General features: G+C 42.4%; 17 protein-coding genes and 1 pseudogene. 13 read left to right on the forward strand and 5 right to left on the reverse strand.

Annotation, left to right across the window (positions count from 1 at the left end; all coding sequences use genetic code 11):
- Positions 1 to 58 precede the first annotated feature (58 nt).
- Positions 59 to 508 (reverse strand): annotated as a pseudogene (locus QUA47_RS00835) (AAA-like domain-containing protein); the annotation flags it as partial.
- Positions 509 to 623: 115 nt separating this feature from the next.
- The gene (locus QUA47_RS00840; protein WP_333429336.1) at positions 624 to 1946 is read right to left on the reverse strand and encodes an AAA-like domain-containing protein; all 1323 of its coding nucleotides are present in this window, start codon (positions 1944 to 1946) and stop codon (positions 624 to 626) included.
- 590 nt (positions 1947 to 2536) lie between these two features.
- Here QUA47_RS00840 and QUA47_RS00845 point away from each other — a divergent pair.
- The 3 genes from QUA47_RS00845 (at position 2537) to QUA47_RS00855 (ending at position 9277) form a co-directional block, all read left to right on the forward strand.
- The gene (locus QUA47_RS00845; protein WP_333429337.1) at positions 2537 to 4078 is read left to right on the forward strand and encodes an ATP-binding protein; all 1542 of its coding nucleotides are present in this window, start codon (positions 2537 to 2539) and stop codon (positions 4076 to 4078) included.
- A 107-nt stretch (positions 4079 to 4185) separates the two neighbouring features.
- Positions 4186 to 7884, forward strand: coding sequence for a GAF domain-containing protein (locus tag QUA47_RS00850; protein WP_333429338.1), 3699 nt, complete (start codon positions 4186 to 4188; stop codon positions 7882 to 7884).
- 175 nt (positions 7885 to 8059) lie between these two features.
- Positions 8060 to 9277, forward strand: coding sequence for an adenylate/guanylate cyclase domain-containing protein (locus tag QUA47_RS00855; RefSeq protein WP_333429339.1), 1218 nt, complete (start codon positions 8060 to 8062; stop codon positions 9275 to 9277).
- A gap of 49 nt (positions 9278 to 9326) precedes the next feature.
- Here QUA47_RS00855 and QUA47_RS00860 read toward each other — a convergent pair whose 3' ends face one another.
- Both QUA47_RS00860 and QUA47_RS00865 read right to left on the reverse strand, forming a co-directional pair.
- A complete protein-coding gene (locus QUA47_RS00860; RefSeq protein ID WP_333429340.1) occupies positions 9327 to 10607 on the reverse strand; it encodes a recombinase family protein in 1281 nt (426 codons plus the stop codon).
- A 3-nt stretch (positions 10608 to 10610) separates the two neighbouring features.
- Positions 10611 to 10970 (reverse strand): VOC family protein, encoded by a 360-nt coding sequence (locus QUA47_RS00865; protein ID WP_333429341.1) that lies wholly within the window; start codon positions 10968 to 10970, stop codon positions 10611 to 10613.
- 310 nt (positions 10971 to 11280) lie between these two features.
- Here QUA47_RS00865 and QUA47_RS00870 point away from each other — a divergent pair, with 310 nt between their 5' ends.
- The 4 genes from QUA47_RS00870 to QUA47_RS00885 all read left to right on the forward strand — a co-directional run bounded on the left by QUA47_RS00870 (position 11281) and on the right by QUA47_RS00885 (position 14635).
- On the forward strand, positions 11281 to 11484 hold the full coding sequence (locus QUA47_RS00870; protein WP_333429439.1) for an SDR family NAD(P)-dependent oxidoreductase: 204 nt from the start codon (positions 11281 to 11283) through the stop codon (positions 11482 to 11484).
- Positions 11485 to 11634: 150 nt separating this feature from the next.
- On the forward strand, positions 11635 to 13761 hold the full coding sequence (locus QUA47_RS00875; protein WP_333429342.1) for a SpoIIE family protein phosphatase: 2127 nt from the start codon (positions 11635 to 11637) through the stop codon (positions 13759 to 13761).
- Between the two features lie 169 nt (positions 13762 to 13930).
- Entirely contained in the window at positions 13931 to 14287 is a 357-nt protein-coding gene (locus tag QUA47_RS00880) for a hypothetical protein (RefSeq protein ID WP_333429343.1), read from the forward strand.
- Between the two features lie 39 nt (positions 14288 to 14326).
- On the forward strand, positions 14327 to 14635 hold the full coding sequence (locus QUA47_RS00885) for a hypothetical protein (protein WP_333429344.1): 309 nt from the start codon (positions 14327 to 14329) through the stop codon (positions 14633 to 14635).
- Between the two features lie 173 nt (positions 14636 to 14808).
- Here the strand turns inward: QUA47_RS00885 and QUA47_RS00890 are convergent, their stop codons facing one another.
- Positions 14809 to 16035: an IS4 family transposase gene (locus QUA47_RS00890; RefSeq protein ID WP_333429345.1), complete on the reverse strand. Its 1227-nt coding sequence runs from the start codon at positions 16033 to 16035 to the stop codon at positions 14809 to 14811.
- 222 nt (positions 16036 to 16257) lie between these two features.
- Between QUA47_RS00890 and QUA47_RS00895 the strand changes: the two genes are divergently transcribed.
- The 6 genes from QUA47_RS00895 (at position 16258) to QUA47_RS00920 (ending at position 25118) form a co-directional block, all read left to right on the forward strand.
- Entirely contained in the window at positions 16258 to 16404 is a 147-nt protein-coding gene (locus QUA47_RS00895) for a hypothetical protein (protein WP_333429346.1), read from the forward strand.
- A 54-nt stretch (positions 16405 to 16458) separates the two neighbouring features.
- Complete coding sequence (locus tag QUA47_RS00900; RefSeq protein ID WP_333429347.1) at positions 16459 to 16755, forward strand: hypothetical protein; 297 nt, start codon at positions 16459 to 16461, stop codon at positions 16753 to 16755.
- Positions 16756 to 17212: 457 nt separating this feature from the next.
- Positions 17213 to 22663, forward strand: coding sequence for a SpoIIE family protein phosphatase (locus tag QUA47_RS00905; RefSeq protein WP_333429348.1), 5451 nt, complete (start codon positions 17213 to 17215; stop codon positions 22661 to 22663).
- A 156-nt stretch (positions 22664 to 22819) separates the two neighbouring features.
- A complete protein-coding gene (locus tag QUA47_RS00910; RefSeq protein WP_333429349.1) occupies positions 22820 to 24055 on the forward strand; it encodes an adenylate/guanylate cyclase domain-containing protein in 1236 nt (411 codons plus the stop codon).
- Between the two features lie 31 nt (positions 24056 to 24086).
- Positions 24087 to 24698: a DUF6272 family protein gene (locus QUA47_RS00915; protein WP_190663373.1), complete on the forward strand. Its 612-nt coding sequence runs from the start codon at positions 24087 to 24089 to the stop codon at positions 24696 to 24698.
- Positions 24699 to 24764: 66 nt separating this feature from the next.
- Complete coding sequence (locus tag QUA47_RS00920; RefSeq protein ID WP_190663374.1) at positions 24765 to 25118, forward strand: slr1659 superfamily regulator; 354 nt, start codon at positions 24765 to 24767, stop codon at positions 25116 to 25118.
- Positions 25119 to 25163 lie beyond the last annotated feature (45 nt).

Here is a 25163-nt window from a genome sequence, read left to right on the forward strand (position 1 = left end):
CCCTTTCATTTATTATCAAACTTTCCTATTTTACCATAGAAATTCATATTTACATCTCAAATGGAATTGCTATATCAATCTCATCGACAAATATAATAATTTGCTTCTCCGCAAATCCGGCTAATAAAATATCTTCAATAAACTGACTCAATCTTTGCAGGAGAGAAACTTCTTCTTGTTCTTGCCACCAAGTTTTTAAATTAACTTTTCCTAATAAATTAAAGCTGCGCCACAAATCCCCAACGATTCCTTTGTACCACTGTAAAGGAGTAATGTTTTCGCTACCGATGCGAGTCATGTCGATCGCGCTGCATAGAAATCCTTCGGCTTGCAGTCGGTGCAGGGTGCGAACGAGAAGGGAAGATTTGCCCATTTGTCGGGAGTTGAGGACGTAGCAAAACTCGCCTCGTTTTAAGGCTTCATAAAGTTCGATATCTGCTTGTCTTTCGACATAGGTAGGCGCATCACTGGCGAGACTGCCACCAATTTGGTATGTAACCTTGGTCATGCCGTTTAGGGATTAATTTAAATGTAAGTATTTAGTGAGTTTATTGAGAGGTAAGGATGTGATGCGATCGCTTGATTCTAAAATAATTTAGGCAAATAAACTCTCAAACCTCGATCTAAATAAAGTTGTGCAAAGCAAAATATAGGCGATACAACTCACAGCTCAGCGTACAGCGGTTATTATCGATATGGATCAGCCCCATACTAACTAATTTAGAAGCTACTATTGGATCTAATTCCACTCCGCGTTCCGATTTTACCACTTGTTTAAGTGCAACCGCAAGTTCGGGATACTCTTGGAATGTCACCCAAAAACTCCGCAAGTAATCTTTATAAATTCCGGCTATGGTGGGAGCTTCTTGTAGTAGCCGATCTAGCGTTAAACTGTTTTGACAGAGGTGGTAAAGAGCTAGGCGCACCAGATAAGGATGTCCCCCCACCATTGCCATGAGTCGATCGGCATCGGGGCCATCTGTCCAATCCAGTCCGTGACGCTGGGCTAAAGCAAGTATCTGCTCTTCTGTAAAATAGGGCAATTGCAGCGGTAAACCGACATTAAAAGGCGATTCAGTGAGCCTTAAAGGAATATAAATTTCTGTGGAGTGAAGAACGATTAACCGCAGTTTTTCCATGGTTTTAATCCGCTTTGCTTCTTCATGCCAGCTTCGCAGCAGCGGGAAAAATTCTCTGGCAATTTTTGGATACTCAAAAATCCTATTGACTTCATTTAAAGCTAAGACAAGCGGACTATTTATTTGGTCTAAAATATATTGCTGTAAATAGATAGCACAGCTTACTTTGCTACCCATGTCTTCATCCCAATAATCCTCTAATAGAGGTGGCAATTCTAGGTGACGGCTGATGTTGGCACAAAACCACCGTAAAAATTTATCGAGGTTGTCTAAAACAGCTTCCTCGGCTTGCTGAAAATCTAAACTTACAGTTCGGCACCCAAGAGAATTAGCGCGATCTAAAATCCGTAGCAGGAGAGAACTTTTTCCCATCTTTCTGGGAGCTTTAATCCGCAGAACACTTCCTGGTTTGGCAATTTCTCGATAGGCGAGTTCTTCTATTAGCGGGTGATGGATATAAAATGGAGAACCGATGGGTACTGGAGAGCCGGGATATTCTAAAGGTGTTGCTAGGCATTGGCTGCGGGTGAATTCTTCAATTAATTCTCGTTCGTCTGCGGTCAGGGAACGCGATTCTACTGAGGAGCGAAAATTAGATTTGCTAATAGGTGTCTGCAAGATTTCAGAGAGAGATTGCCACAAGGACGAGGCGATGTTTCTCAGGTAATGCTCTCCGTAATGAGAGGTAGAGGCGATGCTTGTATAAGTCTTTCCTTCCCAAACTTGGCGGAGTATGATTTCTTGTACGGGATATAAATCTTTTTGCGATCGCACACGAGTTAGCTGTAGTACCTCATCTATTGTCATAACCGGCAATTACCATCTAAGTGTATCGTTGATATTATCACTTATGATTGACTGTAAAGCCGATCGCCTATTGGATTGCGACACGATTCTGTCGCGACATTTCTCAGGGACTAGCTGGTCAAATCTGTTAAATCTCACCGCAGCGCACCAATATCAATAAAGGATTCATGGGTCACTGAGCGCTCTAACCCAATTTCAAGAGCTGCTAGCGGGGTTTTTCAGGTAGCAGTGTTCAGTTTTTCTCGCTCGTTTGCCAAAATGTCATGCAGGTGTCACATTTGGTCGTGAAAGTACAATTTAAAGATGTGACACTTGAGATTGCTAAAGTTTAGTTAATTTATGCTAATTTAATTAAAGCTATTTTCAGGTCGCTGTATCTCCTCATCACAAGTGCGTTGACATGGCTAAAGTTTAGTTAATTTATGCTAATTTAATTAAAGCTATTTTCAGGTATTTGCATCTCCAGATCGCAAGTGTTAAGCACACAACCCTAATTCTTCTTTTTGTGGAAGCAGGTTTTTTAACCATACTGTCATCCGTCAAAAGCATCTTATAAAATAAGAGGATTGATACCGCAAATGGTTCATACAATGTTTCCAAATTATTTTATTCCTCACGGTCATTGCTACTTGTGGAAGCCTGGATTAGTAGGGCTACACGTTTTGTCCGATGGTTTGATAGCCGTCGCTTATTTTTTGATACCCCTGACCCTCATTTATATTGTCCAAAAGCGAAAAGATGTGCCTTTTGACTGGGTTTTCATGCTGTTTGGCTCTTTTATTATCTGCTGCGGTATTACCCATATTATGGAAATATGGACGCTGTGGCATCCTAATTATTGGTTCTCGGGTTTTCTTAAAGGGATTACAGCGCTGATTTCGCTATCTACAGCAGCAGTGCTGGTGGAACTAATCCCAAAAATTTTGGCTATCCCCAGTCCCGCTCAATTAGCGGTGGCAAATTTAGCTTTACAAAATGAGATTGGCGATCGCAAACAAGCTCAAGAAGCACTCTCGGAATTAATGCTAGAATTGGAAAAACGGGTGATGGAGAGGACGATCGCTTTAGAATTAACCAATGAACTTTTGCAACAGGAAAATCGCGATCGCTCTTTGGCTGAAAATTCCTTGCGGCACTCGGAAGCGAAACTACTTGAACGAACTCAGCAGCTAGAGGAAACTCTGCAACAACTCAAAGAAGCCCAAACTCAACTCGTGCAAACTGAAAAAATGTCTTCTTTGGGGCAAATGGTAGCTGGGGTTGCTCACGAAATCAATAACCCTGTTAACTTCATTTATGGCAATTTGATTCCGGCTGAGGAATACATTAAAGATATTTTGGGATTGATTCAGGCTTATCAAGTTTATTACCCCAATCCGGCGCCGGAAATTGCAGACAAGATTCACACTATCGAACTCGATTTTATTTTAAAAGACCTGCAAAAACTTTTTGGTTCGCTTAAAATAGGAGCAGAACGAATTAAGGACATTGTTAAATCTTTACGCAATTTCTCCCGGTTAGACGAAGCCGACATGAAAAAGGTAAATATTCATGAAGGACTCGATAGCACTTTAATGATTTTGCAGCACCGCTTGAAAGAACAAACAAATCGTCCGCCGATTCAAGTGATTAAAGAGTATGGAGAGTTGCCACTATTGGAATGCTATGCTGGACAGATTAACCAAGTATTTATGAACATTTTATCTAATGCTATTGATGCTTTAGAACAGATTGCACAGCAGGGGGATTCCCCTAAAGGCTATTGGGAAAATAATTTCTATGAACACTTCCAATATACCTATTGCCACCTGCTAACAATTCGTATCCGCACGCTTTTAGTTGATGGCAAGTGGGTGCAAATTCGCATTGCTGATAATGGCACGGGCATAGACTATGACGCGATCGCTAAAATTTACGATCCGTTTTATACGACGAAACCTATCGGTTCTGGTACCGGCCTGGGTTTGGCAATTTCTTATCAGATTATTCAAGCCCATGAAGGTTATTTGCGCTGCACTTCCGAGGTTGGGAGAGGTACTGAGTTTATCATTGAAATTCCTTTGCAATCGCAACTTGGCCAATGCGATTGCCACCTGGCTCACAAGCAAGTTGTTATGAACAAGCTGGGTTGAGGCGTTAATAACTCATTCCGCATCCCGCTACAATTTTGAATCTATTTTACTTTTTTTCCTAGCTTACTCATCGTTCACATCAACATTATCTGCAAATAGCAAATATTATGTGGGAAGCACTCAAAAATATCTTTTCCCCAACTCAGTATATGCCTCACGGCCATTGCTATCTTTGGCAAACGCCTTTAGTGTGGCTGCACGTAACTGGGGACTTTTTAATCGCGATCGCCTACTATTCAATTCCGGCGATGCTAATTTATTTTATCTTCAAGCGGCGCGATGTTCCTTTTTTAGGAATATTCGCTTTATTCGGTGCATTTATCATTCTCTGCGGCACGGGTCACTTGCTAGAAATTTGGACCTTGTGGCATTCTGCCTATTGGCTGTCGGGAATTGAGAAAGGAATTACTGCACTGGTTTCCTGCTACACAGCCGCCTCGATGGTAACACTATTGCCACAGTTTTTATCTTTAAAAACCCCACAAGAATTAGAGGCAATAAATCGCAAGTTGCAGTGTGAAATCGCCGTGCGTGAAGATGCAGAATTAGCTTTGCGCTGTGCTTATGATGACTTAGAAATGAAAGTGCAAGAGCGCACCGCAGAGTTGAGAGAAATCAACGGTTATTTAGAAGCGGAAATTAGAGAAAGAATAGCTGCTGAATCTGCTTTGCGCGAACGAGAAACTAGGTTAACAGAACAACAAAATGGATTGCTAGAATTAGCCAAAAATTCTAGTATATACGAGGGAAATATCAGCGAGGCGTTGAGAGAAATTACACAAATGGCAACCCGTACCCTGAATGTCGATCGGGGAAGTATTTGGTTTTATAAGCAAAATAAATCCATAATGTGGTGTGCCGAACTCTACGAACTGACGGCCAATCAACACAGCGAGGGTGTAGAACTGAAAGTTGCTGACTATCCTAGCTATTTCCAAGCTTTGAATACAGAACAGGTACTCGCAGCGGTTGATGCCAAAACCGATCCGCGCACCCGAGAATTTAGCGAATCTTATTTGATGCCTTTAAACATCTCGTCGATGCTAGATGTTCCTATTAGCCATCAAGGACAACTTGCGGGTGTAATTTGTTTAGAACATCAGGGAACGACGAGGAATTGGACGCTCGACGAACAAAGCTTCGCTAGCTATGTGGCACAGATTGCAGCTTTAGCAATGGAAGCTCGCGATCGCAAGCAAGCTGAGTTAAACTTGCGCTCTGTCACCGAACGCTTGCAATATTTGCTGGCGACTACTCCGGCGGTGATTTTTAGCTGCAAATTAGGGGGAAATTATGACGTAACATTTGTCAGCGATAATATTGTTTCAATGATTGGTTACGAAGCGCGAGAATTTCTTGATGGTTCCCTTGATTGGCACAGCCTGGTTCACCCAGAAGATAGAGAAATTGTTGCTACTTCATTCGCTCAACTTTTGGAAAAAGAAACGATTTCTTACGAATACCGCGAACGGCACAAAGACGGTAGTTATCGCTGGATATACGATGAGATCAAGTTAGTCAAAAATGCTGCTGGCATACCTGTGGAGTGCGTTGGTTATGGAGTAGATATTACTGCTCGCAAACAGGCGGAAGCAGCTTTGCAGCAACAAGTAAAAAGGGAGCGGCTCGTGAATTCCATTCAAGAGCGAATTCGTTCCTCTCTTAACTTAGAAGAAGTGCTGAGAATGGCTGTGGAAGAAGTCCGCCAGTTTTTGTCCACAGACAGGACTATTATTTACCGATTTAACCCAGATTGGAGTGGAGTGGTAGCCGTCGAGTCGGTAGCCGTCGGTACGATGCCAATTTTGGGAATTGACATTAATGACCCTTGCTTTCGAGAAGGCTACGTCTCTTTTTACGAGCAGGGACACATTCGCGCGATCGACAATATTTACACGGCAGGTATTTCAGAGTGCCACGTTAATTTACTGAGCGAGTTTGAAATTAAAGCTAACCTCGTGGTTCCCCTTTTGCAAGGTGAAAAACTGTGGGGGCTACTCATTGCTCATCACTGCCGCAGTCATAGGCATTGGAACTCTTCAGAGATAGAATCTCTCAAGCAAATTTCCGTGCAGCTAACAATTGCTATCCAGCAATGCACCCTTTTTGAACAAGCCAAAACAGAAATTGCGGAACGCAAATTAGCAGAAATAGCATTACAAAAAGCTGTCGTAGCTGCTGATACAGCTAACCGCGCCAAGAGCGAATTCCTTTCTTCTATGAGCCACGAACTGCGGACTCCCCTGAATGCAATTCTCGGATTTAGTCAGGTGATGGTGCGCGATCCATCTCTCAACAATCAACACCAACAGCACCTAGAAATTATTAATCGCGCCGGTGAACACTTGCTTGCCCTAATTAATGACATTTTGGAAATGTCCAAAATTGAAGCCGGCCGAAGTCAGCTTAATGAAAGCAGTTTTAATTTAATGCGCTTGCTAAAAACCTTAGAAGAAATGTTTCGCTTAAAAGCTAAATCTAAGAAATTGCAGCTAAATCTTGAAGTGGGTGACGGTGTACCGGACTTTGTTAGTGGAGATGAAGGTAAATTGCGCCAAATTTTGATTAATCTTGTAGGAAATGCGCTCAAGTTTACAGAGATTGGTAGCGTTACTTTGCGAGTTAAAAAGAAGGTAGAAGAAAGTTTAGGGGCTGAAACCGCAGAGTTTTCGGACACACAAACAAAACTTATCGGCGCGGGTTGTGAACATTGCGAAAGCTTAGCGGTTGAAACCGCAGCTATACAAAGAAAACCCGGATGGTGCACTGGTTTTAATCATTCCAAAAACTTGGCGGACTGTGATTGTGCAGACGCGCATGACCTTCACCCGGAATTGTTACGCCTTCAGTTTGAAATTGAAGATACCGGCCTTGGCATTGCCGCAGAAGAAATGAATAAGTTATTTGAACCTTTTGAGCAAACAAAAACCGGCCAAAAATCTCAACAGGGGACTGGATTAGGTTTACCAATTAGCCGCAAATTTGTACAAATGATGGGAGGAGATATTACTGTCAGCAGTACACCAGAGTTGGGAAGTAAGTTTGCATTTGATATTCAAATTAACCTGGCCACTGCAAGCGAGATTAACATCCTTAAACCGCAGAAAAAAGTCATGGGTTTAGCCCCGAATCAACCAGAATACCGGATTTTGGTTGTTGACGATCGCGCCGATAACTGCCTAGTAATAGAAAGATTATTGTCACCACTAGGCATCCTCGTGCGAGAAGCTAGAGATGGTCAAGAAGCTATTGCGGTATGGGAAGATTGGCAACCGCACCTGATCTGGATGGATATGCAGATGCCTGTCATGGATGGCTATGAAGCCACCAGAAAAATTAAAGCTCATCCTCTCGGAAAACAAACTGTAATAGTTGCTCTTACTGCTAGCGCTTTTGAAGAGGAACGACAAACTATTTTAGGAGCAGGCTGCGATGATTTCATGCGTAAACCCTTCGAGGCAAAGATATTATTTGCGAAGATGGAAAAATTTTTAGGAGTGCGCTACATTTACGAGGAATCTGTTGATGCACCGCTAGAAAAGGAAAGCGAAATTAGCGGAGTGACTAGCAATCAATCTGTCGAGTCACAACTCGGTCAAATGCCTCATGAGTGGGTCGAGAAGATATCTCAGGCTGCTCATGAATGTTGCGACAATAAAATTATCAAGTTGATTGAGGAATTGCCTAGAGAATTTGCTGTAGCGGCACAAGTTTTAACTACTTTAGTGGAGGATTTCCTGTTTGACGATATTATAGAGCTAGCGCAATCAGCACTTACGACGATTAGAGTACCAGTTTCCAACTAATCTCTACTTAGGAGCATCTCCTATTTAAAAAAGACTTAACCTTAACCCCCGCAACCTCTCCCTGCCCTCTCTATTGTAGGAGAAAAAATCAAAATTTATACTGTTGCGTTTGGATGGAGAGCGAATTATTAAGGGTTAATATCTTTGAGCTTAAAAAACAACCGTGAACCCTCGCATGGAAAGCAATCAATATCCTACCATTCAAGCCAACATTTTAGTAGTTGATGATAAGCCCGATAACGTGCGGCTTTTATCTACAATTTTGACCGAACAAGGGTATCAGGTTCGTAAAGCGCTGAACGGTCAAAGGGCGATCGCTACAGTGCTGGAGTTTCCGCCAACTCTAATTTTGCTGGACGTGATGATGCCAGACATGAATGGATATGAGGTATGTGCAAAGTTGAAAGCTTCACCAAAAACCAGGTCTATTCCCGTGATTTTCTTAAGCGCCTTAGATGACGTTTTAGATAAGGTGAAAGCCTTTGAGGTGGGAGGAGTTGACTATATTACTAAACCTTTTCACGCTAAAGAAGTATTGGCACGAGTGGCAAATCAGTTAACAATTCAAAATCAACAACAGTTACTTCAAGAGCAAACAAAGCAATACCAAGAACTTGTCGAACGTTTGCAAAACGAAATTAAAGATCGGCAGGGGGTGGAGGTAGCTTTACGGCTTGCTCAAACAAAGTCGGATCATTTATTGCTGAATATTTTACCAGCCGCGATTGTTGAAAATTTGAAAAAGGGCGAGGGTTCTCCTGCCCAGAGGTTTGATTCAGCAACAGTGCTTTTTGCCGATATTGTCGATTTTACGTCTATTGCTGCTAGAATGTTACCTCTAGAATTGGTAAATGTACTGAACCAGATTTTTTCCAGGTTTGACCAACTAACTGAAAAACACGGTTTGGAAAAAATTAAAACAATTGGAGATGCTTATATGGTAGCGGGTGGGTTGCCTGTGCCGAGGGCAGATCATGTAGAAGCGATCGCGAATATGGCTTTGGATATGCAAAAAGCGATCGCTGATTTTCAAACTGACAGAGGCGAACCCTTTCAAATTCGGATTGGCATTCATACAGGGCCCGTAGTTGCTGGAGTAATTGGCACTAAAAAATTTATCTATGACTTGTGGGGAGATACGGTTAATGTTGCTTCTCGGATGGAATGTCAAGGATTACCGGGATATATTCAAGTTACTACGGCTATTTACGCACTGTTAAAAGAGCGGTATTTATTTGAGGAAAGAGGTGCGATCGCGGTTAAAGGAAAAGGAGAGATGACTGTCTATTGGCTAAAAGGTAAAAAAGATAATTCAGCGGTAGAAACCGATGTTTCTCAAACGAATTCCACTCCTAGCGAACTAATAGATTACCCAAATATTCCACTTCTTTAAAAAGTCGGGCATCTAACCTAGGAGCTACGGATGAACGTCGAGCTAATCCTTAAAAAATGAAAATAATTTGCAGTTTCCAATTTGTATTTTCCCGGACGATTTCAATGCGATCGATAAATTCTCGAAAGTAAAACCTGCGTTCTGATTCTGATAAATCGAGCCAAAATTGGGGAAAGGAAACTGTTTGGGCAGTTTCTCGCAAATTTACTGGGGGTAGTTGCGCTAATTTGCTTTGCAGTTCTGCAATTTCGGTGCGGATTTTGTAGGATCTAAACTCTGCCGTTTCCGTGTCTAAAATGCCGCTGTCAATCAGGGCGGGAAGTTGCTCTAGGATTTCTTGTTTTGATGCGATCGCCCTGACAATTCCTGCTTTAACTCCATTCATATTCGGCATTTGCAACCCAGCAACAGCATCGGGTAAATCCCGACAAATACCGGCGATGGTTAATTGCAATACTTCATCGTAGGAAAGGCCGCTACATTTAGGCTGTTTTGGACAGTTAATCGGTCGCAAATAAAGGTATTCTTTTTCTTTGCGGTAGGAGGTGACTTTGGCAACTGTCATGGGCGATTTGCATTCTGCACAAATTGCTAAACCTGCGAGGGAACGTGGGGCGCTAGCGCTGCGAGGAGAAAGGCAGCGGTTGCGGCGCAGTAACCTGTCTATTTGGGCAGCTTCTTCTCTGGAAATAATCGGGACGTGGGTGTTAGAAATTACTTGGCCGTTTTGATATTCCAAATCGCCTCGGTAGGCGGGATTTGTCAGCCAGCGGCGGCCGGTACTTACAGAAATTTTTTTGTTGTATTTCTTGGCTAAATACCGCACGGAACCTCGCAAGGAACCGTAAATTAAAAAGTGTTCAAAAAAGTCTTTGACGGTGGGGGCGGTGGTTTTATCGATCGTATAACAATCTTTGCCGCGCCGGTAGCCGTAGGGAGCCTTACCCGGTGGAATGCGGGATTTGATGCGGTTGCGCGCGTGTCCTTTGCGAATACTCCGGCTGTGTTGGCTGCGCTGGATTTCTGCGAGTATTTGCAGCAAGTTTTTGCGGTTTCGCGGTTCTGTTTCTGCTTGTACGATGATTTCGACGCCGAGGTTTTCGAGTTGCCAGAGGTGCGAACACACTTGCTGTACAGTGTCGCCGAGTTCTTCAAAGCGCTGAATTAATAAGTATTTGACTGGTTCTGTTTGGCAGTCTTTGAGGAGTTGCTGAAGTTGTTGCCGCCCTCCTAAGTCTTGATAGGTGCGATCGACTTCTTGACCCCAAATTTCCGGTGCGGGTGCTGCTTCCAGTAGCGGTTCGGTGTAAGAATAAGCGATGATTTTCATCTGTTACTCGCTGAGTTCGATGATGTTGCCGTCGGGATCTTGGGTAAATAATGCCGCTCGACCTGACGCGCTCATTTGGAACGGGCAATTGTGAGCGATTAACTGCTGTTTGGCTGCCTCTAAGTTAGCAACAGAAAATGCTAGATGTCGGTTGCGTCCCCATTTGGCATGGTCTACGGCATCTGGGATAATTGTTGCACCTAAAATTAAGTGGAGCTGGAAGTCGCCGATTTGATACCAGATTCCGGGAAATTTTAAGTCTCGATCGATTTTTGGCAGTCTTAGTACGGTGCTGTAAAAGTGTTGGGATTTTTCCAGGTTGGAGATGAGTATGGCGCTGTGCAGGGATTGAGTAATTTTCATTTTTGTTTGGTATTTTTTTTTATTTTAACCGCTGATGCAGGCTGATGAACGCAGATTGGTTGATGTTTGTTCAGTTTTGCATATGATAACATTGTCACTGGCTCTTAACCTATCCAAAAAGGTAAATAGGTCATCGGAAAAAACCTGAATATAAAATCGGAAATTGTAGGGGCGCGTTTAGTTAGAATCTATGGCAGCAGCGAGTTTACTACTGCAAAACCCGCACTCTCCCCATGTTATATTTATTTGTACCTACTTACTTATAAATCATGAATAGCAAACAAGTATTTTTGACTGGCGGAATGGGGGGATTGTGACTGTCGCTTCGCGTGGGGGCGAACAGCCGATTGGGCAATGGGTGGCTTACTGTGCTGCTAAAGCTGGAATGGTGGCGCTCACAAAGGCGCTCGCAGATGAAACAAAAGGTACTAATATCACTGCTAATACTGTCCTCCCCCGTGTGATTGATACTCCGACAAATCCATCGTTAATGGGTTCGGAAAAGGCTCACTAATGGGTGAAACCTGAATCTCTAGCTCAAGTAATTTACTTTTTTGGTTCGGAAGCTGCCGACGATGTTCGCGGCGTCGTTATTCCGATTTAGGGCAGCATTTGAAAATTTAATCAACCTACTGTAAACTGCCCGCTGGGAGTGTTTTTAACAATGGTTTCAGAAAAAAGTGCGATCGGCTCCAGATCGGGCAAATTCCGTCTCCGCAATGTCTTGGTAGTTCCCTTTGTACTCCAAATTTTGGCTGCTGTTGGCTGCGTTGGCTATCTCTCTTACAGAAACGGAGAGCAGATAGTCAACGATATTGTTAATCAGTTGCGGCAGGAAGTGAGTGCGAGAGTTTACGAACGTGTCCAAACCTATCTGGAAGATCCGCCACTCGTGAATCAGATCAATTACGATGCTTTACGTCTGGGGGTGTTGAACTTTGACGATTTAGAGCAAGCTCGACCCTATTTTTGGAAACAAGTTCTGCAATTTAATTCGATCGGTTACGCGGGAATTGCCAACGAAAAAGGTCAGTACCTGCGTGTGGGTTGGGTAAATCGGCTGGTTGGACTTGAACAACCTCAGCTTGCCCAGCAACTAATTCCCGGGAGTGGCGACTTGATATTTTACAACCTTGACGCTGATGGAAACCCGACAAAAATTGACAAAACCACGCCCAATTACGACGTTCGCACGCGCCCTTTTTACAGAGTTGTTGTCGAGAAGAAACAGGCAGCTTGGAGTGAAGTTTATATTAATTTTGGTTATGGTACGCTGCAAATTAATGCGAGTCTACCCTATTACGATGCCAAAGGCCAACTAATTGGCCTGCTGACTTGCCAGATGGGACTCGATCAAATTCGCCACTTCCTGCAAACCTTAAGGGTGGGTAATTCCGGTCAAGTATTTATCATTGAACCCCAGGGTGAATTAATAGCCACCTCGGTTAAAGAACAGCCTCTTTCGGTGGGAACAGGCAAAGATACAAAGCGGATCAAAGCACAGGAAAGCAGCAACCCGCTGATGCGTCAAAGTGTGTTTGAGCTGCTCGATCGCTTCAAGCGTTTGGAAGACATCCATCAAACTGTTCAACTTGACTTTAAGCTGAACGGTGAGCGGCAATTCATCCAAGTTTCTCCGCTAACTGACAAGTACGGTCTCAATTGGCTGATTGTAGTAGTAGTTCCTGAAGCCGACTTTATGGCGCAAATTTATGCTAACACTCGCCACACCATTTTGCTGTGTATTGTGGCTCTAGTTGTCTCTGTTGGAGTGGGTATTTTCACCGCTAGCTGGATTACTCGCCCCCTGAATAAAATTGCTCAAGCTTCACAATATCTAGCAGGTGGTGCTCTCAACCAGAACGTTGATTCCAGTCGGATTTGGGAAATTGAAACCTTAACAAATTCCTTTAACAGCATGGCGAGACAACAGCAAGAATCCTTTGAAACGCTAGAATATAAAGTCAAAGAACGTACCTCTGAACTCGCTACAGCCACTAAACAAATTGCTGCTCTCAACCAGCGCCTGAAAGCGGAAAACCTCCGCATGAGCTCCGAGCTCGATATGCTCAAACAAATGCAGCAGTTGATTCTGCCAAAACCTGCTGAACTTGCAGCCATTGAAGATTTAGATATTGCGGGATTTATGGAGCCAGCCTCGGAAGTAGGCGGTGATTACTACGACGTACTTTGTACGAACGGGGTTGTCACGATTTGCATTGGTGATGTCACCGGACACGGATTAGAAAGCGGCATTTTGATGGTGATGACTCAAGCTGCTGTCCGCACTCTTCAGGAAATGCAAGAATCCAACCCGGTGCGTTTTTTAGATACCCTCAACCGCACTATTTATAAAAATGTCCAGCGCATGAACTCCGACAAAAATATGACACTAGCTTTGCTCAACTATGCGGATTGCACAATTAGTATCAGCGGTCAACATGAGGAAACTATTGTGGTCAGGAAAGGTGGTCAAATCCAGCGGATAGACACCATAAATTTAGGATTTCCGCTCGGGTTAGATGAGAATATTTCCGATTGGATCAGCCATGTTTTAGTAGACTTAGAACCTGGGGACGGCGTGGTGCTTTATACGGACGGCATCCCCGAAGCTAGAAACATACATAAAAAATTCTACGGTATGGAAAGACTCTGTGAAATTGTTTCTCAAAACTGGCATTTAAGCGCAGAACAAATTAAGGAAGCCGCCATCGATGATTGGCGACAATTTATTGGAAAACAAAAAGTATTTGATGACATTACCTTGCTTGTTATCAAGAAAAAAGATTAAGTTTTGTCTGTTGGGATTCTTGCTTTATTCACAGATAGCTGCTTTTCTAAAAACCGATATTTAGCAGTATAAACGGCTGTGTTTTTCGTAAAAAATATATGAATAAAATTTTATAAAATGCTGGAGATACCGCCTTAGTAATTAAAGCTCTATTCTGCTCTATAAATAAATGACAAACAGCATCTTTCGACTACTGTCAATCTTCTTAACTATCGCAGTAATAACTCTGTTTCCCGGAGTTGCTAATGCAGCAGGTCAGATTTCCCTTCACAATTCTACTAACCAGCCAATTACCTGTTATGCTGCTGGCGAGATTCGCCACACGGTTAACCAAAATACACAGACGATCGCCCTCTCACAAGGCGAAACTCTTGCACTCAACCCACAGGATTTTTCGACGCAAAAGATCGATCGCGTGGAGTGTGCGGGATACAATGCGGACAATCTGAACGTCACCGCAAATAGTCGCGATCGCTATTTATCTTTCACCGATCAAGTCCAGCAGACTTTATCGGTATTGTTGTAGCCCTATTTACCGACAACGCCAGAAGCAAATTTTCAGCCGATGGTACAGCGGATTGTTAATGAGTTGCAACAGAAAAATCCCCAAATTTTGCTCAATGCAGTAATGACTCAAGAATTAGAATATGACACCTATACCTACAGCACTTTACCGAATCTTCTGGGTCAAAAGGGATTTGATTTAGTTGAACTTGATACCTTAATGTTAGGTGATGCAGTCGATAATCATTTGATTCTTCCAGCTTCTCCAGCAATATCAACTTCAAACTTTTGGCAAGTAGACCTAGAAGCATCAACTTACAAAAATCAACTCTACGGTTTTCCGAGTTTGCTATCAATACGGTTCAGTTAAGGGCTATGCAGTGCTTAAAACAATAAATACAGGAGGATTCATTATGATTCCAGTACCTCTGTGTTTAACTTGTTTAGAGCGAAATTTTGAAACAGGCTTTTTGACAACTCTTGGGTTGTTTCTCTGAACTCTTTCCGGTATAATTTGAGCGATAACTTCCCCAGTTAACCAACTCAAAAAAAGGGAAGTTCTTGTGGTTGTAACCGCTGAAATTTGGGGAGCGCACGACGAACAACTCGTAATGTTCCAGTAAAAGAAAGACGCAAGGGTGAAATGCTGGCGTTGCTTGCTGCTTGAAAAATTAATGACCGTACAGCCCAATGTCCTAGTAGTAAACCATAAATTTCTTGTACCACCTCCTTTGGTCTTTGAGAACGAATATGAGTTTTTCGTCCTAATAAATGTACTTTCAGTTCATCAATCGTATTCTCCACTTCCCAACGTTGATGATATTCACGGGCAAGTAAGTGCGCTGGAAATTTTTCTGCTGACAATAAGCTCGTAATTAAACGATATCTACTTTGTGCTTCTGGGCGTTCGGGAGCCTCAATCATGTATTCAATTACTCTTACCTGTATGGGCTGAAATCCTTTTTTTCTTAATTTGCCGGATGGATGAATCCAACTCACATACGAACCATCATCTAATTGTGTTTCGTTTAAGAATTTAACGTTGCATGGAATTCGCCCCAAATACTCACAACCTTTACTGACTGTGGCTTCTACCATCGCATAAGAATGTAAACCTCTATCCCACATCAATAGCATTCCCGGCGTTACTGAGCGTAACAACTTTAACGCTCTTACTCTTTCTCCCATTTTATATGGACACATTAAGGCGTCAAATATTAAATGTGTTCCCGCCTCTAATAAAATAACTAATCTAGCTTTCGGAAACGCTGCTTTTGTACCTGGACGACTTCCCGGACGACCAAAAACCCGGGCATTTTCATCACTATCTGGGAGATCTAAGCAGGTTCCATCTATCACTACGACCCTGAGTTCGCTAATAAAAGCTCCTACTGTTTCAACTGTAGCCATTGGTCGCACTAAGGAATGAAACAACTGTCTCATCACGCCCGCTCCTAATCTTTGTCTGGCTTGAGTAATTGCCGATTTACAGGGAAACCGCCAATATTTACCAATTTTCACCCATGCTTCATTAAGACCATCAATTAAATTTTTTAAGACATCCCGCATTGAATCTTTTGACCACAGACTCATTGCTATTACCAGACACACTACCAGTTGTGCTGGCAGGGCACGATGACGTTTCTCTTCAACCTTTGTTTTAGTAATCGCCTGTTCGATTGCACTTGCAGGAATCGCCATTTCTATTGCTTTGAATATCTCCCTACTTGGGATTTTGGGAGATACTAATGAGAATTCTTTGAGATGCACCTTACTTGCTCTCCCTTTTTGGACACCCTACCTATTTTACCACTATTTTAGCCTTAACTGAACCGTATTGAGTTTGCTATGTTCGTATTTTTTATTCGGGCGAGACCGGGATATTTTGCAGGTTAAATACGTGCCGAAATTAATTAATTATCTCACAAACCAGCCGTAAAACCGCGATGAATTGCCAATTTTAACAGTGACTGGAATGCGATCGGCTTTTATTTGGATGGCTATACAGACTTGTTTGGGTTTGAGCAAGTGACAGAAGCTTTGGAAAAATCGCTCGATCCGCAGGTAATGAACAATTTAGTAGAAATCTCTTCGGAATGTGCAGTCAATGGTACAAATGCCTGTGTCAACAACTACTAAAATCAACATCCCAACGCGGGATACCAGGACTTTTTAGCAGGAGCCAGCAGCTTTATGGGCTTTTGGGAAAATTCTTTTTATATCCGCTTGTCCGATACCCAAAAGCTACCTCTTTGTGCAACACGAAATCCCTATGCTCGGGAACTTAAACCATTGGTTTTTGCTGATAATTTAGCTGTGAATTATTCTCGATGTAACAATCAAGATTCTCAGGCTAATGCTGTCAAGTTTATCGACTACATGAGCAGCGTTGATACCAAACTCTGGATTGCTTTTAGCGAAGATTTAGATAGCGGTACGCCACCCCAGCGAGCGCTACCAGCCATCAAAGCTTTCTACGACCAGCCATGAGTCCAGCAAGACGAACTATACCCGCCATTCCCAGCAGTAATCAAGAACCCAAACGCAAATTTCCCTAACTCTATTTCAGACAATAAAAAAATAGCGATGTACCAAGAAATTTGTCCGGAATTCAACCAACAGGAACCTGAATATCCCAAATGTGACTTTACCAGGCGATCGATCTTACGAAGCAAGCGCTTCAAAGGTTTTTAACACAATTGATGTGATTCGCGATCGGTTAGGGCTCGATCATTGTTTTTTGGTCAAATCTTCCCTAAACCTTGCCGGCTGTAGTAAACTAATCACTAAAGACCGCAAACTTTTTTATATTCCTTAAACTAAAAGCTTACTAGGATTTAGCAACCTGAGCGGTGGTAAGTACGTTCTGAATCGCTGAAACCATTGCCCCCAATTGCATCGCTCCATCGATTTTTGCCTTCTTCCTTTAAGATTTACTATAGTAACTATGACCCTGATATCAATTCCGGGCTACCGGGCGATCGAACAACTCTACTCAGGCTCTAGAACCTTGGTTTACCGAGGTTTTTCTGAATCAGACAATCAACCAGTCGTCATCAAACTGCTCAAATCAGAGTATCCCACTTTCAGCGAACTGGTGCAGTTTCGCAATCAGTACACCATTGCCAAAAATATTGAAAATTCCGGTATTGTCAAACACTTAAGTCTGGAAGTATACCGTAACGGTTTTGCCTTAGTGATGGAGGATTTTGGCGGAATTTCTCTAGCCGAATACATCACCAATGAGACTTGGAACCTCAAGGACAAAATTACCAATACCATAGAAAATTTTTTAGAAATTGCCCTGAAAATTTGCTCTTGTTTAGAATCAATATATAACAACAAAGTTATTCACAAAGATATCAAACCCCAGAACATTATAATTAACCCTACAACTCAAGAAGTTAAAATAATAGACTTTAGTATTTCCTCGCTTTTGCCTCGAGAAAATCCAGAAATTAAAAATCCCAACATCTTAGAAGGGACATTAGCTTATATGTCTCCCGAACAAACTGGAAGAATGAATCGTGGGATTGACTACCGCACCGATTTTTACTCGCTTGGAGTAACTTTTTACGAACTGTTGACAGGACAATTGCCATTCCAATCTAACGAGCCGATGGAATTGGTTCACTCTCACATTGCTCGCCAGCCAATTCACCCCATCGCCCTCAATCCTGCCATCCCCCAAGTATTGAATGACATAGTGCTCAAACTGATGGCGAAAACAGCCGAAGCACGCTATCAAACAGTTGGTGGCATCAAACACGATTTAGAAAAATGCTTAAAAGAATACTCAGAGCGTGGCACTATTCAACTGTTTGAATTAGGAAGCAGAGACATTCCCGAACGCTTTGTCATTCCCGAAAAACTTTACGGCAGAGAAACCGAAGTTTTGGCTCTATTAGCAGCCTTCCACCGCGTCGCCTGTCCCCAAGAAAATTCCGCAGCCGCCGATTTGGAGGTTTCCCCTAGTAGCAGCCGAGAGCCTCAGAAATTCCCCCCTAGAGCTACTACCGAAATCATGTTGGTAGCAGGCTTTTCCGGGATTGGCAAAACCGCTGTGGTGAACGAAGTTCACAAGCCAATCGTCCAGCAGCGGGGATACTTTATCAAAGGGAAATTCGATCAATTCAGGCGCGATATTCCATTCTCAGCATGGGTACAAGCTTTGCAAAGTTTCCTGCAGCAATTACTGACAGAAAGTGTTACTCAAGTTCAGCAGTGGCAAGCCCAAATCTTGTCCGCTTTAGGCGATAAGGCTCAGGTAATTATTGATGTTATCCCAGAATTAGAACTGCTGATTGGCAAGCAACCTGCTGTCCAGGAATTAGAACCCAATCCTGCACAAATTTGTTTCAATCTGTTATTTCAAAAGTTCATTCGTGTCTTTGCTACCAAAAATCACCCCTTAGTGATCTTCTTAGATGATTTGCAATGGGCAGATGCAGCATCTCTGAAACTAATGCAATTGTTGCTCGGCGAATCAGAAGGTCAACATTTGCTGCTAATTGGCGCTTATCGAGATAATGAAGTTTCCAGCGTTCATCCATTAATGCTGACTTTATCAGAGATTCGCAATCTACCAAATCGCAGTATCGATCGCCCAGCCCCTATAATTAATCAAATTACTCTCGCGCCACTTTCAAAAATTGACTTAAATCGTCTAGTTGCTGATGCTTTAAGTTGTCCGCCCTATCGCTCGATTTCTTTAACAGAATTGATTTTTCAAAAAACTAAAGGCAATCCTTTTTTTAGCAATCAATTTCTCAGAAAGCTGCATGAAGATAAGTTAATCTATTTCGATTTTACCCCGTTGGATGGGGGAGAAAGGGGGGGGTGGCAGTGCGATATTGCTAAAATTAGAGAAGTGGCAGTCAGCGATGATGTCGTCGAATTTATGGCTAATCAATTGCAAAAATTGCCGCTAAATACTCAAAACATTTTAAAAATAGCTGCTTGTATTGGCAGTCAATTTGATTTAGAAACCTTAGCTGTTGTTTGTGAAAAATCTCAAATAGACACTGCGGCTGATTTATGGAAAGCATTGCAAGAAGGTCTAATTTTACCGCAAAGTGAAGTTTACAAATTTTTTGCAGGTGATGGGGAGTCTGCACCATTAGCTGTTGCCGATTGTCAATTGCCCAGTTACAAATTTTTGCACGATCGCGTTCAACAAGCTTCTTATTCTTTGATTCCCGATGAGGCAAAACAGTCAACTCACCTAAAAATTGGCAGATTGTTGTTGAGGAATACCCCAGATGATGAAAAAGAAGATCGGATATTTGATATTGTCAACCACTTGAATATTGGAGTGGAATTAATTGTCGATCGCACCGAAAGAAATCAACTAGCTTCCTTGAACTTAATTGCGGGATGTAAAGCTAAAAATTCTACAGCTTATGCTGCTGCTGTGGATTATTTAAGGATCGGCAGAAAACTGCTAGCCGATGATAGCTGGACAAATTTATACGACTTGACGATCGATCTTTATGTAGAAGCGGTTGAAGCCGAATATTTGAATACCAATTTCGATTTGTCGCACCAACTGGCGGAAATAGTTCTATGTCGAGCGCACAATCTCCTCGATCAATTCAGAGTTTACGAAGCGCAAATTCAGTCTTATATTGCTCAAAATCAGATGAAATCGGCAGTAGATACTGGATTGCAAGTTTTGGGAATGCTGGGTGTTTCTTTGGAAACAGAACTTCCTACTAAAGTAGAGATATCTGCCTTAGCTAATTTGCCTCAAATTAATAATCCTTATAAAATTGCTGCTTTGAGGATTTTATGTTCGATCGCTTCTGCCGCTTATCTAGCTAGTCCAGAACTTTACCCAGCCGTTGTGTTTACAATGGCACATATTTGTAGCAAATATGGGAACTCTGCGCCGGCTAGTTATGCCTATGCTTGTTGCAGTTTAATCTGTGAAGTAATCGGAGAAATTGAATTAGGCTATCAATACGGCAAACTATCTTTGCAGGTATTAGATAAATTCCCATCCCAAGAATTTCACTCGAAAGTTCTGATGGTGTACAATGCTTGCGTGAGACATTGGAAAGAACCCAGTCGATCGAGCATAGCGTCTTTGGTATCAGCAGTCCAAAGCGGTTTAGAAACTGGCGATATCGAGTATGCTTGCTATTCGGCTATGTATCTTTGCATCTACAGCTTTTTTAGCGGTGAAAACTTAAGAGCGGTAGATACAAAATACGAGCAGTATCTCGAGCTAATGCTGAATTACCAACAAGAATATCAGACTTATTATACTAAAATATGGCGACAACTTACATTTAACTTACAAGGATTAGCTGAGGACAATTGTCGGTTAGTTGGCGAGAGTTTTAATGAAGATGAAATGTTACCAGTTTTGCTGGCAGCAAATAATGTCTCTTCCCTCTTTGGGGTTTATTTTGCTAAATTGGTTGTGAATTATTTGTTTGGCGATCGCGATCGGGCTGTGGAAAATGCCCAGCTAGCAGAGCAATATGTCGCGGGTGTCGGCTCGTTGATGATGGTTCCCCAGTACAATTTTTACCATTCCCTCGCCCTGGTGGCACTGTATCCCCATGCTGATTCGAGCGCTCAAGAACAATACTTGAACCAAGTTGCAGCCAATCAGGAAAAAATGCAAACTTGGGCATTCCATGCACCCATGAATTATCAGCACAAGTATGACTTAGTAGCCGCAGAAATAGCACGAGTATTGGGACACAGGCTCGAAGCAATGGATTTGTACGATCGCGCCATTGCTACGGCAAAAGAAAACCAATACCTCCAAGAAGAAGCACTAGCAGGTGAATTGGCAGCTAAATTCTACCTTGAATTAGGCAAATATAAAATTGCCCGCGTCTATCTAACGGACGCTTACTACGCTTATGCTCGCTGGGGATCTCCAGCAAAAATTCATGATTTAGAACAAAAATATCCCCAATTACTCTACCAGGTTCTCGAACAGAAAACAAGTTTGTATGCGGCAGATACAATCGATCAAACTCTAGTCGAACCCCTCACCTCTACGGGCAATAATATTGGCAATATGCTGGATCTGGCAACAGTTATTAAAGCTTCTCAAGCCATATCTGGAGAAATAAACGTCGAGGAATTGCTATCAACTTTGATCGGAATTTTGACCCAAAATGCGGGAGCCTCAAAAGGCTCTATCATCTTAGAAAGAGCTAGCCAATTATCGATTGTTGCTAAATGCTTAGACGAGCGCTGCTATTTACCCAATATTCCCCTTTCTCAAAGTCAAAATCTTCCCATCACTGCCATTAACTACGTCTGGCGTACCAGAGAAACCTTGGTAATTAATGATATTGCTACTGAAAACATCTTTGCGGCTGACCCCTACATTATTCAGCACCAACCTAAATCTGTATTGTGTACTCCCATAGTTAACCAAGGTAAAGCGATCGGCATTTTGTACTTAGAAAATAGTCTCGCCCCAGGTGCATTTACTCCTGACAGGTTGGAAGTCTTAAAAATTCTCTCTTCCCAAGCAGCAATTTCGCTGGAGAATGCTCTGCTATATCAAACTCTAGAAGATAAAGTTGAAGAACGTACAGCCCAACTAGCCCAAGCGAATCAGGCAATTTCTGCCCTCAACCAACGCCTCAAAAACGAAAATCTGCGGATGAGTGCCGAACTCGATATCCTCAAACAAATGCAGCAGTTAATTCTGCCCAAACCTGCGGAATTAGCTGCAATTGCAGAGTTAGATATCGCTGGCTTTATGGAACCAGCAGATGAAGTTGGTGGCGATTACTACGACGTACTTTGTACTGACGGGGTGGTTACGCTCTGCATTGGTGATGTCACCGGACACGGACTAGAAAGCGGAATTTTGATGGTAATGACTCAAGCTGCTGTTCGCGCTTTGAAAGAAGTTCAAGAAATAGAGCCCGTTCGCTTTTTAGATACCCTCAACCGCACTATTTATAAAAATATCCAGCGGATGAACTCGGACAAAAATATGACCCTAGCTTTGCTCAACTACGCCGATAGCACAATTAGTATCAGCGGTCAACACGAGGAAACTATTGTGGTCAGGAAAGGCGGTCAAATCCAGCGGATAGACACAATAAATTTGGGATTTCCGATCGGCTTAGATGAGGATATTTCCGGTTGGATTAGTCATGTTTTAGTAGACTTAGAACCGGGGGACGGGGTGGTGCTTTATACTGACGGCATCCCCGAAGCTAGGAATATGCACAAAAAATTCTACGGTATTGAAAGACTCTGTGAAGTGGTTTCTCAAAACTGGCATTTGAGCGCAGAACAAATCAAGGAAGCCACCATCGATGATTTGCGAAAATTTATTGGAAAACAAAAGGTTTTTGATGACATTACTTTGCTAGTATTGAAGCAACAGGGAAATATTGTGCAGAATTTATGATTGACGGTCGCCAACCCGGTGTCTACAAGAGGTCTTGGATTTAGTGCTCAAGCATCGAAGCAGAAACAGGATTTCGAGTTCCGCGCCTGTAAGTTATAATAATTTATAGCGAGGAAGTCAAACAATTTTGCGCTTCCAGATTCGGAAGTATAAATTATGAAACCAAAAATAAATTTAGCACCATCTAAATCTCCCGAAGAACTCCATATCCAGCTACAGGAGTTGAGCCAAAAACTTGAGGAAGTCGAGGATGAAAAAAATAGCTATGAAACCTTAGTAGAAATTATTACACAACACTCCACCGATCTGGAAAACCAGATCCGTCATAAAAACCGAGAGATGCAGACTTACATCGAGCAGGTAAAAAAGGTTATAGATGCAGCTATTGCTGTAAAAAACAATAGTTTTCAACCCCAGATATTGTCAGATGTGGCAGCGCGCAGTGATGCACTGGGAGAACTGGCACAGGTATTTTCCCATATGGTGCAAACAGTGAAAGCGCGGGAACAAGAATTAGAGAAACTTTTGCAGGCTTACGGACGTTTCGTTCCCGATGAATTTCTCCAATTTCTCGGCAAGCAGAGCATGGTTGATTTCCAGCTTGGAGATCACGTGAGCAAAGAGATGGCAATTATGTTTTCCGATATGCGTTCGTTCACCACGATGGCGGAGCAAATGACTCCTCAAGAAAACTTTGACTTCATCAATAACTATTTACAGCAAATTAGTCCCGAAATCCGTAAGCACAACGGTTTTATTGTCAAGTATATTGGAGATGGAGTGATGGCAGTTTTTCCTGATGGCGTGGATGATGCTATTCAGGCAGGAATTGTGAAATTGGAGCAGTTGCAGAAATACAATCACAGCCGTAAAATAAATGGGGATATACCGCTGAAGATTGGCATTGGTATCCATGTGGGTGATACGATGGTTGGGATTATTGGAGACGCGAATCGGATGCAAGCAGATGCGCTCTCCGATCATGTCAATCTCACCGCTCGTCTGGAAGGTTTGACTAAGTATTATGGCGTATCTTTATTAATTTCTGGAGATGTGGTACAACGTTTGAGTCAACCCGAAAAGTATCATATCCGTTTTTTGGATCGGGCTATTGTCAAAGGTAGACAAGAAGCCATTACAGTTTGTGAGGTGTTAGATGTTGAAGTAGAACCAGTGCGATCGCTCAAAATTCACACTTTGCCTATATTTGAGGAGGGACTCCAAGAATATTGTCAGGGAAATTTTGCTAAGGCCAGAGCTTGTTTTGAACAAATAGTAGCCCTAAATCCAGATGACAAGCCCAGTCAACTTTACCTAAAACGCATCCAATCGCTGTTAGAAAATAGTATTCCTGCTAACTGGGATGGCGTGTGGAAATTCACCCAGAAGTGACATTAATACATCTATTGGAGGGAGAGAAATCATGACATCTGGAAGCTTAAAAACAATGACACAAATATTTGGAGAATTCATTGAAGAATTTCCTCCTGAACACGACTGCCTAGAACTTACATTTACCCCCAGTTCTCGCCCCATCAAACAGCGCTGGCGCAATAACAGGCTTTCAGCTCATTTTGTAGCCGATTATTTGTCTAGCTTTCTACCGGTGGATGAGGAGGATGCTAGCAGCGAGAAACGGATAAAAGAAAGCAAGGGAGCTGTGAGCTACGTAGCCAACGAACTGTTAGAAAATGCGATAAAATTTAACAACGATGATGCTAATTACAAGGTCAGATTTGGTATACATTTTATTGGTGAAATAGAGGTAACGGCGGTAATTTTTGCCAGTAATAGTGTGAATCCACAAGGGGCAAGTAAGTTGAAGGAGTTTATTCAAGAAATTATGGATTCCGATCCAAATGAACTTTATTTGCAGCAGCTTGAAAAGAATGCGGAATCGGAAAGTGACGACACATCGGGATTGGGATTGCTGACGATGATTAATGACTATTCAGCTAAGATAGGTTGGAAATTCGATCGCAGACCAGATAGTGATACCATCATTGTTACGACTGTGGTTCAAATTAGGGTCTAGTTTCTAGCATTTCAATATTTACTCTCTTGTGCGATTGCAATATTTTAGTCAGGACACAAAATCACAATGGGCATTCAAGAAATTAAAGGTGAAGATTACAGCATTCAGTACGATGCAGAATCAGTCACAGTCACTTTCCAAGGCGAACTCAGCCTGAGCGGTCCAGCAGAGTATGCACCAATAGCCGAATTGTTAGATGAGGTCGCCAAGGGCGAACCTCCTACTATTACCTTGAACCTAAAACAATTGGAATTTGTTAACAGTTCTGGTATCAGTATGCTGTCTAAATTTGTCATTAGCGTCCGGAAAAAGAAAACGATTCAACTTTTGGTATTGGGTTCAAATGATATTCCTTGGCAACAGAAATCTCTCAGAAATTTAGAAAAGCTGTTGCCAAGTTTGAAGCTAGAACTAGGCTAGGATATGTGTAAATTTTAAGTACAGTTAACATAGGCGGGACGCCCG

The organism is Microcoleus sp. MON2_D5 (assembly GCF_036701905.1).
GTDB lineage: Bacteria > Cyanobacteriota > Cyanobacteriia > Cyanobacteriales > Microcoleaceae > Microcoleus.

Coding starts and splice junctions, on each gene's coding strand:
- QUA47_RS00840 (WP_333429336.1), bottom strand. CDS start 1,946: ATGACAATAGATGAGGTACTACAGCTAACTCGTGTGCGATCGCAAAAA.
- QUA47_RS00845 (WP_333429337.1), top strand. CDS start 2,537: ATGTTTCCAAATTATTTTATTCCTCACGGTCATTGCTACTTGTGGAAG.
- QUA47_RS00850 (WP_333429338.1), top strand. CDS start 4,186: ATGTGGGAAGCACTCAAAAATATCTTTTCCCCAACTCAGTATATGCCT.
- QUA47_RS00855 (WP_333429339.1), top strand. CDS start 8,060: ATGGAAAGCAATCAATATCCTACCATTCAAGCCAACATTTTAGTAGTT.
- QUA47_RS00860 (WP_333429340.1), bottom strand. CDS start 10,607: ATGAAAATCATCGCTTATTCTTACACCGAACCGCTACTGGAAGCAGCA.
- QUA47_RS00865 (WP_333429341.1), bottom strand. CDS start 10,970: ATGAAAATTACTCAATCCCTGCACAGCGCCATACTCATCTCCAACCTG.
- QUA47_RS00875 (WP_333429342.1), top strand. CDS start 11,635: ATGGTTTCAGAAAAAAGTGCGATCGGCTCCAGATCGGGCAAATTCCGT.
- QUA47_RS00880 (WP_333429343.1), top strand. CDS start 13,931: ATGACAAACAGCATCTTTCGACTACTGTCAATCTTCTTAACTATCGCA.
- QUA47_RS00885 (WP_333429344.1), top strand. CDS start 14,327: ATGGTACAGCGGATTGTTAATGAGTTGCAACAGAAAAATCCCCAAATT.
- QUA47_RS00900 (WP_333429347.1), top strand. CDS start 16,459: ATGGGCTTTTGGGAAAATTCTTTTTATATCCGCTTGTCCGATACCCAA.
- QUA47_RS00905 (WP_333429348.1), top strand. CDS start 17,213: ATGACCCTGATATCAATTCCGGGCTACCGGGCGATCGAACAACTCTAC.
- QUA47_RS00910 (WP_333429349.1), top strand. CDS start 22,820: ATGAAACCAAAAATAAATTTAGCACCATCTAAATCTCCCGAAGAACTC.
- QUA47_RS00915 (WP_190663373.1), top strand. CDS start 24,087: ATGACATCTGGAAGCTTAAAAACAATGACACAAATATTTGGAGAATTC.
- QUA47_RS00920 (WP_190663374.1), top strand. CDS start 24,765: ATGGGCATTCAAGAAATTAAAGGTGAAGATTACAGCATTCAGTACGAT.